Below are 14,304 nucleotides of genomic sequence, written 5' to 3'. Positions count from 1 at the left end.
TAAGCCGTATTTATATTCACACATCTAACACGATTTTTGGGTTTTAGTTGCCTTAACTAATTGCGAGAACGCCAAACCACCTACCGCGCCTGCAAGCAGTTGAGCATAAAAACCCCAGCCTCTTGCGCCCGCTATAATATGAATATTCATAATTGATTCAATGGCAATTAACACAATAGCAAATGCCACAATGCCAGCAATAACAAATAGCTGAGTACTGTATTTTTGAACCTTTTTATTAAGCTTTGCGGTAACAAAAAAAGCGATGGCAAGTGCTACGGCAATAATAGCGCCGTAGGTAGGTAATAGGCCTAACCAATCATCAAGCGTTAAACTAGCACGATCACTAAAGCCCACCACTACACCTACATTAACTAATTGATTGACAACATATTGGCTATGAAACAAGCTAGCAAGTGTGAATGTAAGTAACCAAGAAACTAAAAATGAAGGCAATATACGTGTTAAAAACGACATGGTTATCTCAACTTAAAATAAAGCTTTTTTCTTATGCAAGCCATGCTAGCAAAGGCTTGCCCCGTAAACAATGTATCTCTTTTTTTACTTTGCTTTCGCTTTTTTCGTTTTCTGTTAATGCAGATGCTGCGCTACCAAAGGAGCAATACAGTACACAAACACTGGCTACGCAATTACAGTCTCCGTGGAGCATGGTTGAACTACCAAACGGCACATGGTTAATTACAGAGCGTGATGGCCACGTAGTTATAGTTAAAAACAATGTGCAATCAAGAGTAAAATTAAACCTAACAGGTTTATACGTAGCAGGCCAAGGTGGTTTACTCGACATTGTGTTATCACCAGATTATAACGACTCAAAAGAAATTATTTTTACTTATGCCCAAGGTGGTGCAAGCGCAAACAGGCTTGTTGTTGCCAAAGCCACGTTTAATGGCACTGACTTTTCAAAACCTAACATTATTTATAAAGTAGCGACTGATAAAAACACACCGCAACATTACGCAGGACGCGCCCTTGTCCTACCCGACAATACGTTATTAGTTTCAACGGGCGATGGGTTTGACTTTAGAGAGCAAGCACAAGTTATCACCAGCCAACTTGGTAAAATATTACGTATAAACCTAGATGGCACCATTCCAATAGACAACCCATTTATTAATCACAAAAACCCAAATGCGCATGCTGTTTACTCACTCGGTCATCGTAACCCTCAAGGCTTAGTTTATGATTACGATACGCAGCAAATTATTAGCAACGAACACGGCCCTGCAGGCGGTGACGAACTAAACTATTTAACCGCTGGCACTAATTATGGCTGGCCGGTAATCACCTATGGCAAAGATTACTCGCAAGCGCGTATTTCACCCTTTACCGAATATAAAGGCATGCAAAAACCAAGTGTTAATTGGACGCCATCAATAGCGCCATCAGGCATGGCGTATTACGGCTCTAAACATGCAGCTTTTCCTTCATTACAACAACATGTGCTTATCACTACTCTTGTTGATAAAAAGCTCTACAGCGTTAATCTGGTAAGTGGTGAATTTACGCAGTCTCACGTATTTCCCAAGGCCGCAGGCAGGTTAAGAGATGTGTTTATAACTGATAAAGGTAACGTCGCAGTATTAACAGACGGTAAAGAGGCAAAGCTAATGTTGATGACAGCAAACTAATTCATAAAGCAAATAAAAGCCGCTGCGCTTTTAAAGTAAGTAGCGGCTTTCAATAAGCCACTTTGGTTAATTAAGTAATTTGATCAGTAAGATCAGGGGTTAACCCCTTTAGTTTTAAGATTAAGGTGAGCGTCTTCATTATGTTATTAATAACGTTCTTGTCTCCAATTGCCTTTGCATATACTTACTGTGCTTGTTATTTACCCGATTCTAATTGCTGTCTCAATAATTCAATAAGTTGAGTGTTAAGCCCGGTAATTTCTGCTTCTAGTACCCTCACTTTAGCCTGCGACTCTTCATCATCTTTACTGCGTAATAATGCAGTTTCCTGTAATAGTTTTTCTATCTTTTCTTGTATTTCAGCAATCTGTTCATCAATAGGGTCACCTTCTGATTGTGATGCCTGACTTGCATCTTCATTGCCTGATAATTTACGTAACGCTTCACGATTTTGATCTTCCAGACTTTTTTCTTTTCCTTCTTCGGATATATCCACTTGGTCACTTTGAACCGCTGCTTTGTGCACAGTCGCTTTTTCGGTTACTTCATCAGCTACCACCTTTAAAATTTGTTTTTGCGGGTAAGTATCTAAAGGTTTAGAGGTTATGTGAACTGACATTTTATCCATTTTAATATTCCTTGTTCCGTCAATTATTAGCGACCAGTGGTTAACTATAAATATAATGCTTTACCAAAAGCCAATTGTAATAGCCCTTGTTTGATTCTTTATTAGATTACACTTCACTCACAAGCTTGCCCATTGCTGTTTTAAACCAACAAGGTGAATAATACCAAAAGATAAACAAATAATAGAACTCCAAATCCAAAACTCAGGCGAACGCCCCATAGGGTTATTTATTAGAAAGAACCCTGCAACACCTCGGGCTAAATAAATAAAAGTTATTAATACAAGAGCTAGGCGGATGAATGGAAGTTTAAAAATAACACCTGCGGCTGAAAATGCATACAATGACCAAGTTGATAGAATCAGAACAATTACACTAGTAATAAGAGTTGGTTTAATACTTCCTTGCTCAGAAAGTAATGCCATTTGCTCTCCTGCACCGAAGAACCGATACCAAGAACCTCCAAAATAGATACAACCCAAATGCAAAGTTGCTACAACAGCACTTAATGTACCTGCAATTATTAGAAAAACATTCATAGAGCGATAAAACCTCCGTGAGACATAACGAACATGTAAATTAGCTGGTTTATTTATCTTGATAAACAAACCATAGCCGGGTTTCTACCTGGGTACAATCGATTGTTGAATGTTTACGCGTGATATCAAAGCTCGCATTAAACTAGACAGCCACTCCAATTGTAAATTAATCTGGCCCTAATGGTGAGTTTACGCAGTCTCACATATTCCCAGAGACCGCAGGACGATTAAGAGATGTGTTTGTAACAACTGAGGAAAATATAGCTATATTAACCGATGGGGAAGATTCAAAGCTTATATTGGTGATACCGAATTAATTTACATGAAATAACCAATAATAAAGCTAATGGCAAAAAGAAAGACCTGACCCCATGGTATTTTGTTGTTATGTTGCATTTACCACAGGTTGGTAATTAAAAAAAAGAACTAAATTACGAACCGTAGTTACTTTGCCATAAAATGGATTTTCTTCATATCCGTCTAAACTGCGACCAGTTCGCTGAGCTATAATTTCTATTAGATCCAAATCTAAATCATCTCCATCGAACTTGAGCGTATCGAATAAATGATCTGTCGCTTTTAGCGGTACTAATTGATCAGAACATATAGCTCGTTGAACTTCCTCATATGTAGCGCGAATTATCCAAGTATCTACTCCGCGAGCATCGAACTCTCTTGCGAAGTTGCAAATAGTAATACCGTTTCGGTCTGTGCACAGTTTTGCAAAGTAAGCATCAATCTTTGATTGTTCGAAGTAACTCCAGACAAACGCTAAAATCGCGATACCTGCAAAAACTACCAAAACAATTGGCGAATAATAAAATGTAGCAAGAAATAAACAAGCCGTTAGAAAGAGAGCTATTTTCCCTCCCTTTTGCGGTTTGTATTCAGGCATAAATCTAGATGCTAGCTTCATACTTATCCTTGCAATATAAACGCCCACTTAAGCGGACAAAAATAGTTGGTTAAAATGTGAATCGAAGCGGAACCTAACCAACTGTATTTGTTCCGTTTGAAATGCTTGTTAGGGTTTTATTAATTCTGCCCATTTGTTGTTTAAAATGCCAGTCTCTTGCCCAACTGACATTATTACTGGACTGATATTATTAGTTTTAGGCAACTCGAAAACTACGTCATAGACGGTTATATCTTTAGCACTTGTACCATTAGATTTAGCCCATTCTAGAATAGCAGGATCTTTAGTATCAACGATACTCGCTTTGTCGAGCGCCTTAAAAAATACATAGTGCTCTAATTCAGATTCAATTTTCGTTGGGTTGCGTTTAATAGAAAATTCAATAACAAGAAGTTCAGGCTTGTTACTGTACAGCAGAGAAATATAACTTTCAGCTTTGTTTTTATATGCAGCTTCTGTATTCCAGAATTCATCAATTTCATTCGAATACGCGAATGTTGAAATAAATACGAGGAAAATAAAAAGTAGTTTAAATTTCATCCGTGACTCCAGAAAGCCCTAACGAGCCTGTAGATTAACTCGTTTTAAATTTATTTTTATTGATGCATTAACCATAGCTGAGTTCCTATTTTGGTTCAATTGATTACTGTATTTTTACGCAGAATATAAAGAAGTGTTTGGTGTTGTTTAAATTGGCGTTTTGGAAGTGATTACGAGTGGTTGAGTGGCTTTTATTTAGGTTAAAAGGGCTTCCCCTTCTTAATGCATCGTGTTTTGCAGTTTTTCTATATTATGAACAATACAATACAGTTGCCCCAGCGTAAACTAAAGGTATTCACTTTCGTTTGACCTCATAAGGCCAGTTTATTCATGTCTTTATTGACAGTAATTTTAGGATGGGTGTCTAATTAATTTTCCGTCGCTGACATACAACAATACGCAGGCATTGCTCCAGTAACCGAACGCAGTGGCAAAAAGGAATGGATACACTGGCGGTAATCATGCACTAAGTTGTTAAGGTAAACGTTTGTGGAATGGGCAGGATTATCTGTGCGCTATTCATTTTGGGCAAAAGCATATTATCGGCAGCAAGAAGCCAAAGGAAAGCCCCATAATACCATCATCAAATCATTGACGTTTAAGTGGACACGAATACTATTTAGGTGCTGGAAAACACATACGCCATACGATGAATCAACTTACTTAACTGCATTGAAAAGTAAAGGATCACCGCTGTTAAAATTTGCGGTGGAAAGTGAGCTTTAGCGCTTGCTGTCCACCTCAGGGCGTGTTGTTAGCTGTAGATTAGTTGCGGGGGTGTTCGTTACATTGCTGCTTTTTACCAAAAACACCAAACCAAAATGTAAGTTCCAAAGCCACACCTAAAACAACAAAGATAACTATGCCTTGAGAAAATCCGTAGCCATACGAAATAAGAGCGGCTAATAATAAACCCGCCAAAATTATCCATTTGTGTAATATTTTCATAAATCCCTCTTATTAAAACAATTAAGTACCAATTAAATATATGTGCAGAATATTTTTTGAGCAAGGGCAAATCTGTAACATTATATAATCACAACAGTACGACAATACAGCTAACGCTCCCATAAGCCGTGAGCTGTGCTGGCACAATTTGTTGCGCCTTTGTTCTTTGCAACAGCGTTGCGAATCAGCTTGATGGGCTTGTTAGTTGCCTTTTGCAAACTGCCAAAAGTCTCTGTTTGCATATAAAACCCAATTTAAACTTTTTGGCACCATATAGAAATAAAGAATTTCGGTATCGCTTTGAAAAGCATTAAAGCTAGCCCAGTTTAAATCTAGCTGTTCAGTTAACCTTTTAGTTAAACCTGAATCTTTGTATATGCGTTCGAAAGACTCAAAGACAAACACAGTCTCGTTATTTTGATACTCTAATAGGTTTGAGAAAATCTGATTAAATTGATCTTCAGATAACCAAGGCTTCAATTCTGAATTGGAGTTTTTAGTGATTTCCCAAAAATTAGAAGTAAGTTTTAATTCTTGGTCATTTTCAGTATCGATAATCGATTTCAAATCATCAAAATTCAACTGTGACTCCTAAGGCAACTAAAAAGCCTGTAGATTAACTCGTTTTTAAATTTGTTTTTATTGATAAACAAACCATAGCTGAGTTCCTATTTTGGTTCAATTGATTACTGTATTTTTACGCAGAATATAGAAGTGTTTGATATTGTTTTAATTGGCGTTTTGGAAGGGATTACGGGTGTTTGAGTGGCTTTTATTTAGAGTAAGAGGGCTTACCCTTCTTAATGCATCGTGTTTTGCAGCTTTTCTATATTATGAACAAGGTAATACAGTTGCCCCACCGTAAACCAAAGCTATTCATTTACGTTTGACCCCATAAGGTCAGTTTATTCATGTCTTTATTGACAGTAATTTTAGGATGGGTGTCTAATTAATTTCCTTGGGCTAAAGCGTATTATGAGCAACAAAAAGCCAAGGGTAAGCCGCATAACAGCATTATTAGATCACTGGCATTTAAATGGATAAGGATTGTATTTAGGTGTTGGAAAACGAATACACCCTACAATGAATCGACGTATTTAGCGGCCTTAAAACGCAGAGGCTCACCACTTTTAAAATTTGCAGTTAATAGCTAAATTTTACTAGTCGTCCACCTCAGGGCGTGTTGTTATAAGGTTGTTTACAACACAAACAAGACGTCACCTTTTTCCATAAACACGTACAGTAAAATACCAAAGATAGATATTAATGCACCAGCTAGTCTAGCACTTGTTCCCTCTAAAGATTTAGTTTGAGAAGAAGTGAATTTTGTACGAGAGCCTGATTGACCATTAGTGATACCAAACTCGACATCCATTTTACCGATATAAACAAATCTAGCACCGACTAAGAAAAATGCGATGCCAATAACCAACTCGAATGTGACTTCCATATCAAAACCTTATAACGCCCATTTAAGGGGCTGATAATTGTTTGCTAAAATGTGTAGCGAAGCGAAACCGAGCAAACTGTTAGCAGTCCCGCTTTAAATTCTTTGTTAGGTGTTTTTATCACTTTTGTCTGGAATATCATTGCACAAAGCACACTCTACACCTTTACGTGATTGATATAATCTTGAACATATAAACACTGTTGTTGTGATTGAAGACCAAGTACAAGCAAAAATTAATGCTTCTTGAACTGAATGCTGTTTAAGCAACTCAACTATAAAAAGTAAGGCAGCTACTCCAAGAAATACTTTTAATGCTCTAACGAACCAAAACTTAAATCCCATTTGAACTCCAAACCTGAGAAACACCTAACGCCCTATTAACAGGCAATAAAATAGTTGGTTAAAATAGGCGACGAAGGAGCAAAAACCAACTGTTTTTTGTCCTTGTTCAACAGCTTGTTATGTTTTATTTGACTCAAAATATTCAGTTAGATTTTTTAAATAAACCCTTCTGACATTATACGGTTTTCCATGTTGATTATTAGGAGAAACTTCTCTTAAGCCATAAATGTATTCAGGTATATTTATCAAATTTCTCATATAGATATCCATATCTAAATCAATAAAAAACTCTTGAGTAGAATAGTCTTTCTCTACTTTCCAAAAGGATCGTCCAATAATTGAAGCTTCATATTTTCCATTATCATTTTTCTTCAAGAAGACAACATAATTATGGTAAATATCAAATAATGGCTGACTGATTCTTCCAATGCTCCAATCAATATAAATTTCTTTGTGATTGTCGGTTCCATTTATAACTTTCAGAACTTTTACTTTTGTTACGCCATATACTTCATCAATTCGTTTCATTTCTTGAATTGATACAACAGCGACTAATTCAGTTTGTTCTATGAATTCACTCCAAGAAATATCAGCTATCTTTGCATTTACAGGAAAAGAGAAAATAATAATGAATGATAAAATTGCTAGAACTCGCACCAGAACTCTCCATAAAACATAAAAACTTTATATCCGACATTTGTCGCTTTATAAACCGACAAATGTCCAAGTCTTACAAAGGTTCTAATTTAACCAGCTAATAAGGACTTGTAAACAACTAGTTAGCCGATATTTAAGTTTCCTTGATGTAGAAATGCCCCAAAATGGTAGAGATCAGTAATATCGGACAAAAAAGTAATGAGCTATAAAAATAGGTGTAAGCGATATTATTAATAAGATAACTTAAATTTTTCTCTAAGCTTTTGCCTTTAACCTAAAATAAAAAAGCCGCTGTTCATTGCAAACAGCGGCTTTCGTCTTAAGATTTACAAGCTTAAAGCTTGCTTAACTTAAACTTGATTTTTATTGTTTACCAATTACTTCAAGTCCACCCATGTATGGGCGTAATACTTCAGGTACTACTACTGTACCATCGGCTTGTTGGTAGTTTTCTAGTATGGCTACTAGTGTACGGCCAACGGCTAAGCCTGAACCATTTAGTGTATGTAGTAACTCTGGCTTTTTAACACCTTCACGGCGAAAACGTGCTTGCATACGACGCGCCTGAAAATCAGCCATGTTTGAACAAGACGAAATTTCGCGGTATGTGTCTTGAGCAGGTAACCATACTTCTAAATCGTATGTTTTAGCTGAGCCAAAGCCCATGTCGCCCATACATAAAATTACTTTACGGTACGGAAGTTCAAGCGCTTGTAGTATTTGCTCTGCGTGACCTGTTAACTCTTCAAGCGTTGCCATTGAGTCTTCTGGTTTTACAAGCTGTACAAGTTCAACTTTATCAAACTGGTGCTGACGAATTAGACCACGAGTATCGCGACCATAGCTGCCTGCTTCACTTCTAAAACACGGCGTGTGGGCAACTAAGCGAATTGGTAAATCGCTTTCATCGTAAATTTCGTCGCGTGCGCTGTTTGTAAGCGGTACTTCAGCTGTAGGAATTAAGCTAAAGCCGGCTTGTTGTTCGCCGTCGTCATTTACAAGGCCTAATGTGTGGAATAAATCGCCCGCAAATTTAGGTAGTTGGCTCGTGCCGTAAAGGCTTGCACTATTTACTAAGTACGGTACATACATTTCTGTATAGCCGTTTTTATCAGCATGTGTATCTAGCATAAATTGCGTTAGTGCACGGTGCATACGCGCTACTTGGCCGCGCATTACAGTAAAGCGTGCGCCACTAATTTTAACGCCCATTTCAAAGTCTAAGCCGTTTAGGTCTTGGCCTACATCTACGTGGTCTTTAACTTCAAAATCGAATTTTTTAGGTGTGCCCCACGTTAAAATTTCAACGTTGTCGTCTTCGTCTTTACCTGCGGGTACCGACTCGTCTGGCAAGTTTGGAATTGCTAAAGCAATGTCGTTAATTGCGGCTAATACTTCATCTTGCTCTGTTTTAGCGGCGTCTAGCTCACTGCCTAAGTTAGCCACTGCATCAAGTAGTGGCTGTGCGTCTTCGCCTTTAGCTTTGGCTTGACCAATTGCTTTTGCGCTTGCATTACGTTGACTTTGAAGTTCTTGCGTTTTTACTTGTAATGTTTTGCGTTTTTCTTCAAGTGCCGTTACCGTCGCTACATCGAGTTCGTAACCGCGCGCTGCTAAACGTGCTGCAGTTTGTTCGATGTCTTGACGTAAAAATTTAGAATCTAACATGTTAGTTTTTTAACCTTTTTGCATTACTAGCTGAAGGCCCAGCCAAGCCATAAAAATACACACCATCACGTTTAAGATGATATTGAGGGCCATTTTAATAAAGTGACCTTGTTGTAATAACAACAACGAGTCCATTGAGAATGTTGAAAAGGTGGTTAATGCACCTAAAAAGCCAATACCGATAAGGGTTTTAGCGGGGCTTGCGGTGATAATTTCTTTATCTATCAAACCGTACAAAATGCCCATTAACAATGAACCCAGAATATTAACCGTCAACGTGCCAAAAGGGAATCCCCTACCGAGGAGTTTTAGCATGCTTTCGCTAATAAAAAACCGTAAACACGCACCTGAGGCTCCGCCAAGGGCGATCATCATATAAAGTTTAATCATTTTCGTATCGTTTAAGTTGGCTTTGCGCATCGCGCTCTTTTAGGTAATCGAGTTTTTGTTTGATTTTTTGTTCAAGTCCGCGCTCGCTCGGTAAGTAATATTCTTTACCGTCCATTTCTGGTGGTAAATATTTTTCACCTGCGGCAAATGCACCCTCTTCATTATGCGCATAACGGTACTCAGCGCCATACCCTAAGTCTTTCATTAAATTAGTTGGGGCATTACGTAAATGCTCTGGCACTGGGTAACTTGGCTCGTTTTGAGCGTCTGTTTTGGCTTGATTAAACGCCATATACACCGCATTACTTTTGGGTGCGCTGGCTAAATACAATGTGGCTTGTGCAATTGCACGTTCGCCTTCGCCGGGCCCTACTCGCTGAAATATATCCCACGCATTTAAGGCCACTTCCATCGCACGCGGATCGGCGTTACCTATGTCTTCTGTTGCAATGGCAAGTAAACGCCTTGCTACATACAAAGGGTCGCCACCACCGGCTAAAATTCGGCAATACCAATACAGCGCACCATCGGGAGAGCTACCACGTACTGATTTATGAAAGGCTGATATTAAATCGTAAAATTCATCGCCGCCTTTATCGTATTTAGCTAAATGAGTAGGTAAAACTTGGCTAAGTACGTGCTCGTCTACGTTGTATTGACCGTTTTGCTCGGTTGTTAAATCAACCGCTTGTTCAAGTAAATTAAGTACTTTACGCGCATCGCCGCCACTTGCTTGGCATAGTGCCTTTTTAGCGTTGTCGGCAATAGTGATGTGTTTTTGGCTTAGCTGCTCGTCTTGTTTAAGTGCACGTTCTATTACGGTATATAAGTCGGCATCGGCAAGCGATTTTAAAACATACACGCGTGCACGCGACAATATAGCGTTGTTAAGGGCAAACGATGGGTTTTCGGTGGTTGCACCTACAAATATAAAGGTGCCGTCTTCTATGTGCGGTAAAAACGCATCTTGCTGAGACTTATTAAAGCGGTGAACCTCGTCAACAAACATAAGGGTGCGTTGGCCACGGCTTTCTAAGTTGTCCCGCGCTTGCGTTACGCTGTCGCGTATATCTTTTACGCCTGCGGTTACCGCCGACATTTGTATAAGTGAGGCATCAGCATGGTTGGCAATTATTTGCGCAAGTGTTGTTTTACCTACACCCGGTGGGCCCCATAAAATTAAACTATGGCATCGCCCTGCAACAATGGCTTGATGCAGTGGTTTATCAGCACTTAATAAGTGTTGCTGACCAATGTACTCGTCAAGCGTTGTGGGGCGCATACGCGCAGCAAGTGGCCGTACATCGGGCCCAAAATTAAATCCTAAATTACTCACCGTTACTCTGATCGTCTATTTCAACACCTTCAGGAGGCGTAAATTCAAAAGTGCTTTTATCAAGCGGCGTATTAACTTGGGCATTGTTAAACGTAAATGACGATAGCTGCCCTGAGTTGTCGGTAACCACTAGTTTAGCAAGGCCTTGCTCGTTACCCGCAAACGCTATATCAAGTTGTTCTACTTGGCTTTCTACGCCTTTATTTGGCGTTACACTAAAGCCTGTATTTGTTGCAAGTACGCTGTATTTTTCCCATTGTGCTGGGTCTTTTGATGTAAGTAGCACAAATGGTGTTGAGTCGATTAGGCTGCTGGTTTTCATAATTGTTACTTGCTCAGCAAAACTGTCGAAGTAATAGGTTTTATCGCCGTTTGATACAAACAATGTATCGTCTGGGTTTGTTTGCTGCCAGCGAATCATCATAGGCTGTTGAAGCGCTATTGTGCCCTCGCCTTGCATAACCGCTTGGCCTTCTTTGTCTGTTACTTTTTGTGCAAACTGCGCTTTAAAGCTTTTTAAAGTAGCAAGTCTGTCTTGTAATGCTTGGCTGTCGTCAGCAAAGCTTGGTGCGGCAAGTACGCTGCCTAACACTAATAATAAGGCGTTAAATTTTTTCATTAATTTGCTCCATTAGGTACTAATACATCGCGAGCGCCATTATGACCTGGTGAACTCACGATACCCGATGTTTCCATTTGTTCGACTAAACGTGCTGCGCGATTATAGCCAACACGTAGTTTACGTTGCACTGACGATACCGATACCTTGCCGGTTTCAATTACAAACGACACGGCTTCGTCGTATAACGGATCGTTCTCTTCGTCTGCATTTTCGCTTGCTTCACCTGGCAATAAAATATCTTCACTGGCATCACCATTGAGTATTTCATCAACGTAATTTGGCTTAGCACGCGCTTTCCAATCGTTTACTACGGCGTGTACTTCATGGTCGTCTACAAACGCGCCATGTACACGCTCTGGTACGCTAGTGCCTGGTGGTAAATAAAGCATATCGCCCATACCCAGTAAGTTTTCTGCGCCTTGCTGGTCAAGTATGGTACGCGAGTCTATTTTGCTAGACACCTGAAACGCCATACGCGTTGGTATATTTGCTTTAATTAAACCTGTTATTACATCTACCGAAGGGCGCTGCGTTGCCAGTATTAAATGAATACCTGCCGCACGTGCTTTTTGGGCTATGCGGGCAATCAGCTCTTCTACTTTTTTACCAACAATCATCATCATGTCGGCAAATTCGTCTATTACTACAACAATACTTGGTAACTTACCTAGTTCGTCTGGGCCTTCTTTCATGCCATCGGTGTCTTTAAATAATGGATCAAGAATTGGGTAACCCGCTTCATTGGCATCAAGCACTTTTTGGTTGTAACCTTTTAAGTTACGCACACCCAATGCTGACATTAATTTATAACGACGTTCCATTTCGCCCACACACCAACGCAGTGCGTTAGCGGCTTCTTTCATGTCGGTGACTACTTCACACAATAAATGCGGAATGCCTTCGTATACTGATAGCTCAAGCATTTTAGGGTCAATCATAATCATACGTACATCGTCAGGGCCCGATTTGTAAAGCAAGCTTACTATCATGACATTAACGCCCACTGATTTACCTGAACCAGTTGTACCGGCTACCAATAAATGTGGCATTTTACCTAAATCAGCACATACCGGCTGACCGGCAATGTCTTTACCAAGCACCATGGTAAGTGGCGATGGATTTTGCTCGAATTTAGGTGCGTTTATTACTTCTGACAAACGTACTATTTCGCGATGTTTATTAGGAAGCTCAATACCAACATATGTTTTACCCGGTATAACTTCTACAACACGCACACTAATTGCCGAAAGCGAACGGGCTAAATCTTTAGCCAAACCTGTAATTTTTGACACTTTAATACCTGGCGCTAAATCTAGCTCAAAGCGTGTAACAACAGGGCCTGGGTATACCGCTACAACTTTAGCTTGTACGTTAAAGTCGAGTAGTTTTGTCTCTACTAGGCGCGATACTGTATCGAGCTCTTCTTGCGAAATAGGGTTTTTAGCTTTATCCGGTCTGTCGAGTAAATCGAGCGACGGTAATGGCCCCGGTGGTGGTTCTTGCGTCAATAATTGCTCAAACTTCTCTTTTGCCGTCGGCGGTGGTTGATATTGCGCTTTTGATTTAGGCATTGGTCTTGCTGGTGATACCACTGTTGTAACTGGCTTTTCAGGTTCTACAACTGGGCTTTGATCAAGCGCGTTTAATGCAGCGGCCGTGTCCATTGGTTCGTCGTCTATGGCGCTAAAGCCAATTTCTTGATCGAGTATGTCGTCAAGCTCGTCAAACGGCATAAAATCGTCACTAATTTGTGGCTCGCTAAATGGCGTTTGCGGTTTATTAATTGCTTTTTGTTTATCTGCTTTTTTAGCTGATGTAGGCAGCTCTATTTGCTCTTTTATATCCTCTTCAAAATGGGCGTCTACTTCATCGTGATTATTTGCTTTGCCCGCAGCGTGTTCTCGGTGCATCCAACCTTTTGCGTACGATACTATAAAGCGATAAAACCTAACCATTAAATCGCCAAGGTAATCTACAAAATCAACCCACGATACACCCGTTAATAAGGTAAGCCCGGCAAAAAAGAAACACAGCAATAATATAGAGGTGCCGGTAAAGTTAAACGCAGGCATCATGGCTGATGCAATAACATCGCCCACTACCCCACCAGAGGAAAAGTTATAAATATCGTCAAAATTGATACTACTAATAGCGGTAGCTGAGGTGATAAACAAAGCAAAACCAATAACACGCAGCGCTAAGGTGGTGTAATCAAGCTGTAAAATGCGGTGAGGTTGTTTAAATAGCAAGTAGCCAAATAGCTGAATGGCCGCTGGCACTAAGTAAGCCAACCAACCAAAGGTGAGTAATAAAATGTCGGCTATCCATGCACCGGCTGCTCCTGTGATATTGCTTACTTCGCTAAAACTAGTTTGCGACCATGCAGCATCTGCTGGATCAAAGCTGATCAAGGCACATAAAATAAATATTGCCGTAAAGGTGCTGATAATCAGCCCAGTTTCTAATAGTCTTTGCACACCGTTTAGGCGCATAGTTCCCTATTCCTCTTTATTATTCTATTTTTATTCACACTTACTTAGCAGTGAAATACCTTAGCAGGAAATGCAATTTGTTGCACTTTATCTTAACCTTGATGGCCTGATTATGAACAAGTTTTT

The 14,304-nt window shown here is 39.6% G+C and carries 16 protein-coding genes and 5 pseudogenes; 4 read left to right on the top strand and 17 right to left on the bottom strand.

Going from position 1 to position 14,304, the window contains the following annotated elements; all coding sequences use genetic code 11:
- Window positions 1-24: 24 nt before the first annotated feature.
- Window positions 25-477, bottom strand: a complete 453-nt coding sequence (locus I6E82_RS08995; protein ID WP_197117627.1) for a hypothetical protein — start codon at window positions 475-477, stop codon at window positions 25-27.
- Here I6E82_RS08995 and I6E82_RS08990 point away from each other — a divergent pair.
- Window positions 462-1,652 (top strand): PQQ-dependent sugar dehydrogenase, encoded by a 1,191-nt coding sequence (locus I6E82_RS08990; protein WP_197117626.1) that lies wholly within the window; start codon window positions 462-464, stop codon window positions 1,650-1,652. The two genes, I6E82_RS08995 and I6E82_RS08990, sit on opposite strands and share 16 nt — an antisense overlap.
- A gap of 196 nt (window positions 1,653-1,848) precedes the next feature.
- On the opposite strand, the gene I6E82_RS08985 is transcribed toward I6E82_RS08990, so the two are convergent.
- Entirely contained in the window at window positions 1,849-2,280 is a 432-nt protein-coding gene (locus tag I6E82_RS08985; RefSeq protein WP_197112920.1) for a hypothetical protein, read from the bottom strand.
- A 117-nt stretch (window positions 2,281-2,397) separates the two neighbouring features.
- On the bottom strand, window positions 2,398-2,817 hold the full coding sequence (locus I6E82_RS08980; RefSeq protein ID WP_197112921.1) for a hypothetical protein: 420 nt from the start codon (window positions 2,815-2,817) through the stop codon (window positions 2,398-2,400).
- A gap of 179 nt (window positions 2,818-2,996) precedes the next feature.
- On the opposite strand from I6E82_RS08980, the pseudogene I6E82_RS19850 reads away from it, so the two are divergent.
- A pseudogene (locus I6E82_RS19850) lies at window positions 2,997-3,134 on the top strand (PQQ-dependent sugar dehydrogenase); the annotation flags it as partial.
- Between the two features lie 68 nt (window positions 3,135-3,202).
- Here the strand turns inward: I6E82_RS19850 and I6E82_RS08975 are convergent.
- The 3 genes and pseudogenes from I6E82_RS08975 to I6E82_RS19980 form a co-directional block, all read right to left on the bottom strand.
- Window positions 3,203-3,733 (bottom strand): hypothetical protein, encoded by a 531-nt coding sequence (locus I6E82_RS08975; protein ID WP_197117625.1) that lies wholly within the window; start codon window positions 3,731-3,733, stop codon window positions 3,203-3,205.
- Window positions 3,734-3,841: 108 nt separating this feature from the next.
- Window positions 3,842-4,273, bottom strand: a complete 432-nt coding sequence (locus I6E82_RS08970; RefSeq protein ID WP_197112923.1) for a hypothetical protein — start codon at window positions 4,271-4,273, stop codon at window positions 3,842-3,844.
- A 219-nt stretch (window positions 4,274-4,492) separates the two neighbouring features.
- Window positions 4,493-4,623: pseudogene (locus I6E82_RS19980) on the bottom strand (transposase); the annotation flags it as partial.
- A 31-nt stretch (window positions 4,624-4,654) separates the two neighbouring features.
- On the opposite strand from I6E82_RS19980, the pseudogene I6E82_RS19975 reads away from it, so the two are divergent.
- A pseudogene (locus I6E82_RS19975) lies at window positions 4,655-4,999 on the top strand (transposase); the annotation flags it as partial.
- 39 nt (window positions 5,000-5,038) lie between these two features.
- On the opposite strand, the gene I6E82_RS08965 reads toward I6E82_RS19975, so the two are convergent.
- The 3 genes and pseudogenes from I6E82_RS08965 to I6E82_RS19970 form a co-directional block, all read right to left on the bottom strand.
- Window positions 5,039-5,221: a hypothetical protein gene (locus tag I6E82_RS08965; RefSeq protein ID WP_010552629.1), complete on the bottom strand. Its 183-nt coding sequence runs from the start codon at window positions 5,219-5,221 to the stop codon at window positions 5,039-5,041.
- Window positions 5,222-5,422: 201 nt separating this feature from the next.
- Window positions 5,423-5,803, bottom strand: a complete 381-nt coding sequence (locus I6E82_RS08960; RefSeq protein ID WP_007580161.1) for a hypothetical protein — start codon at window positions 5,801-5,803, stop codon at window positions 5,423-5,425.
- Between the two features lie 218 nt (window positions 5,804-6,021).
- Window positions 6,022-6,152 (bottom strand): annotated as a pseudogene (locus tag I6E82_RS19970) (transposase); the annotation flags it as partial.
- 28 nt (window positions 6,153-6,180) lie between these two features.
- Here I6E82_RS19970 and I6E82_RS19845 point away from each other — a divergent pair.
- Window positions 6,181-6,375: pseudogene (locus tag I6E82_RS19845) on the top strand (IS110 family transposase); the annotation flags it as partial.
- Window positions 6,376-6,419: 44 nt separating this feature from the next.
- On the opposite strand, the gene I6E82_RS08955 reads toward I6E82_RS19845, so the two are convergent.
- The 8 genes from I6E82_RS08955 to I6E82_RS08920 form a co-directional block, all read right to left on the bottom strand.
- Window positions 6,420-6,671, bottom strand: a complete 252-nt coding sequence (locus I6E82_RS08955) for a hypothetical protein (RefSeq protein ID WP_197117624.1) — start codon at window positions 6,669-6,671, stop codon at window positions 6,420-6,422.
- A gap of 105 nt (window positions 6,672-6,776) precedes the next feature.
- The gene (locus I6E82_RS08950; protein ID WP_197117623.1) at window positions 6,777-7,013 is read right to left on the bottom strand and encodes a hypothetical protein; all 237 of its coding nucleotides are present in this window, start codon (window positions 7,011-7,013) and stop codon (window positions 6,777-6,779) included.
- A gap of 117 nt (window positions 7,014-7,130) precedes the next feature.
- A complete protein-coding gene (locus tag I6E82_RS08945; protein ID WP_197117622.1) occupies window positions 7,131-7,670 on the bottom strand; it encodes a hypothetical protein in 540 nt (179 codons plus the stop codon).
- Window positions 7,671-8,033: 363 nt separating this feature from the next.
- On the bottom strand, window positions 8,034-9,338 hold the full coding sequence (serS, locus tag I6E82_RS08940; RefSeq protein ID WP_002962971.1) for a serine--tRNA ligase: 1,305 nt from the start codon (window positions 9,336-9,338) through the stop codon (window positions 8,034-8,036).
- 9 nt (window positions 9,339-9,347) lie between these two features.
- Window positions 9,348-9,728, bottom strand: a complete 381-nt coding sequence (gene crcB, locus I6E82_RS08935; RefSeq protein ID WP_021032117.1) for a fluoride efflux transporter CrcB — start codon at window positions 9,726-9,728, stop codon at window positions 9,348-9,350.
- The gene (locus I6E82_RS08930; RefSeq protein ID WP_197117620.1) at window positions 9,721-11,064 is read right to left on the bottom strand and encodes a replication-associated recombination protein A; all 1,344 of its coding nucleotides are present in this window, start codon (window positions 11,062-11,064) and stop codon (window positions 9,721-9,723) included. The genes crcB and I6E82_RS08930 overlap by 8 nt, the downstream gene beginning before the upstream one ends.
- Window positions 11,057-11,683 carry an outer membrane lipoprotein chaperone LolA gene (gene lolA / locus I6E82_RS08925; RefSeq protein WP_007582981.1) on the bottom strand — a complete coding sequence of 209 codons (627 nt, stop codon included), beginning with the start codon at window positions 11,681-11,683 and terminating at the stop codon, window positions 11,057-11,059. Before lolA ends, I6E82_RS08930 begins: the two co-directional genes overlap by 8 nt.
- Window positions 11,683-14,178 (bottom strand): DNA translocase FtsK, encoded by a 2,496-nt coding sequence (locus tag I6E82_RS08920; protein ID WP_197117618.1) that lies wholly within the window; start codon window positions 14,176-14,178, stop codon window positions 11,683-11,685. The genes lolA and I6E82_RS08920 overlap by 1 nt, the downstream gene beginning before the upstream one ends.
- Window positions 14,179-14,304 lie beyond the last annotated feature (126 nt).

The organism is Pseudoalteromonas sp. NZS11 (assembly GCF_015864765.1).
Taxonomy (GTDB): domain Bacteria; phylum Pseudomonadota; class Gammaproteobacteria; order Enterobacterales; family Alteromonadaceae; genus Pseudoalteromonas; species Pseudoalteromonas arctica.
Note: the sequence above shows the minus strand (reverse complement) of the source record. Positions and strands in the feature narration are given on the sequence as shown.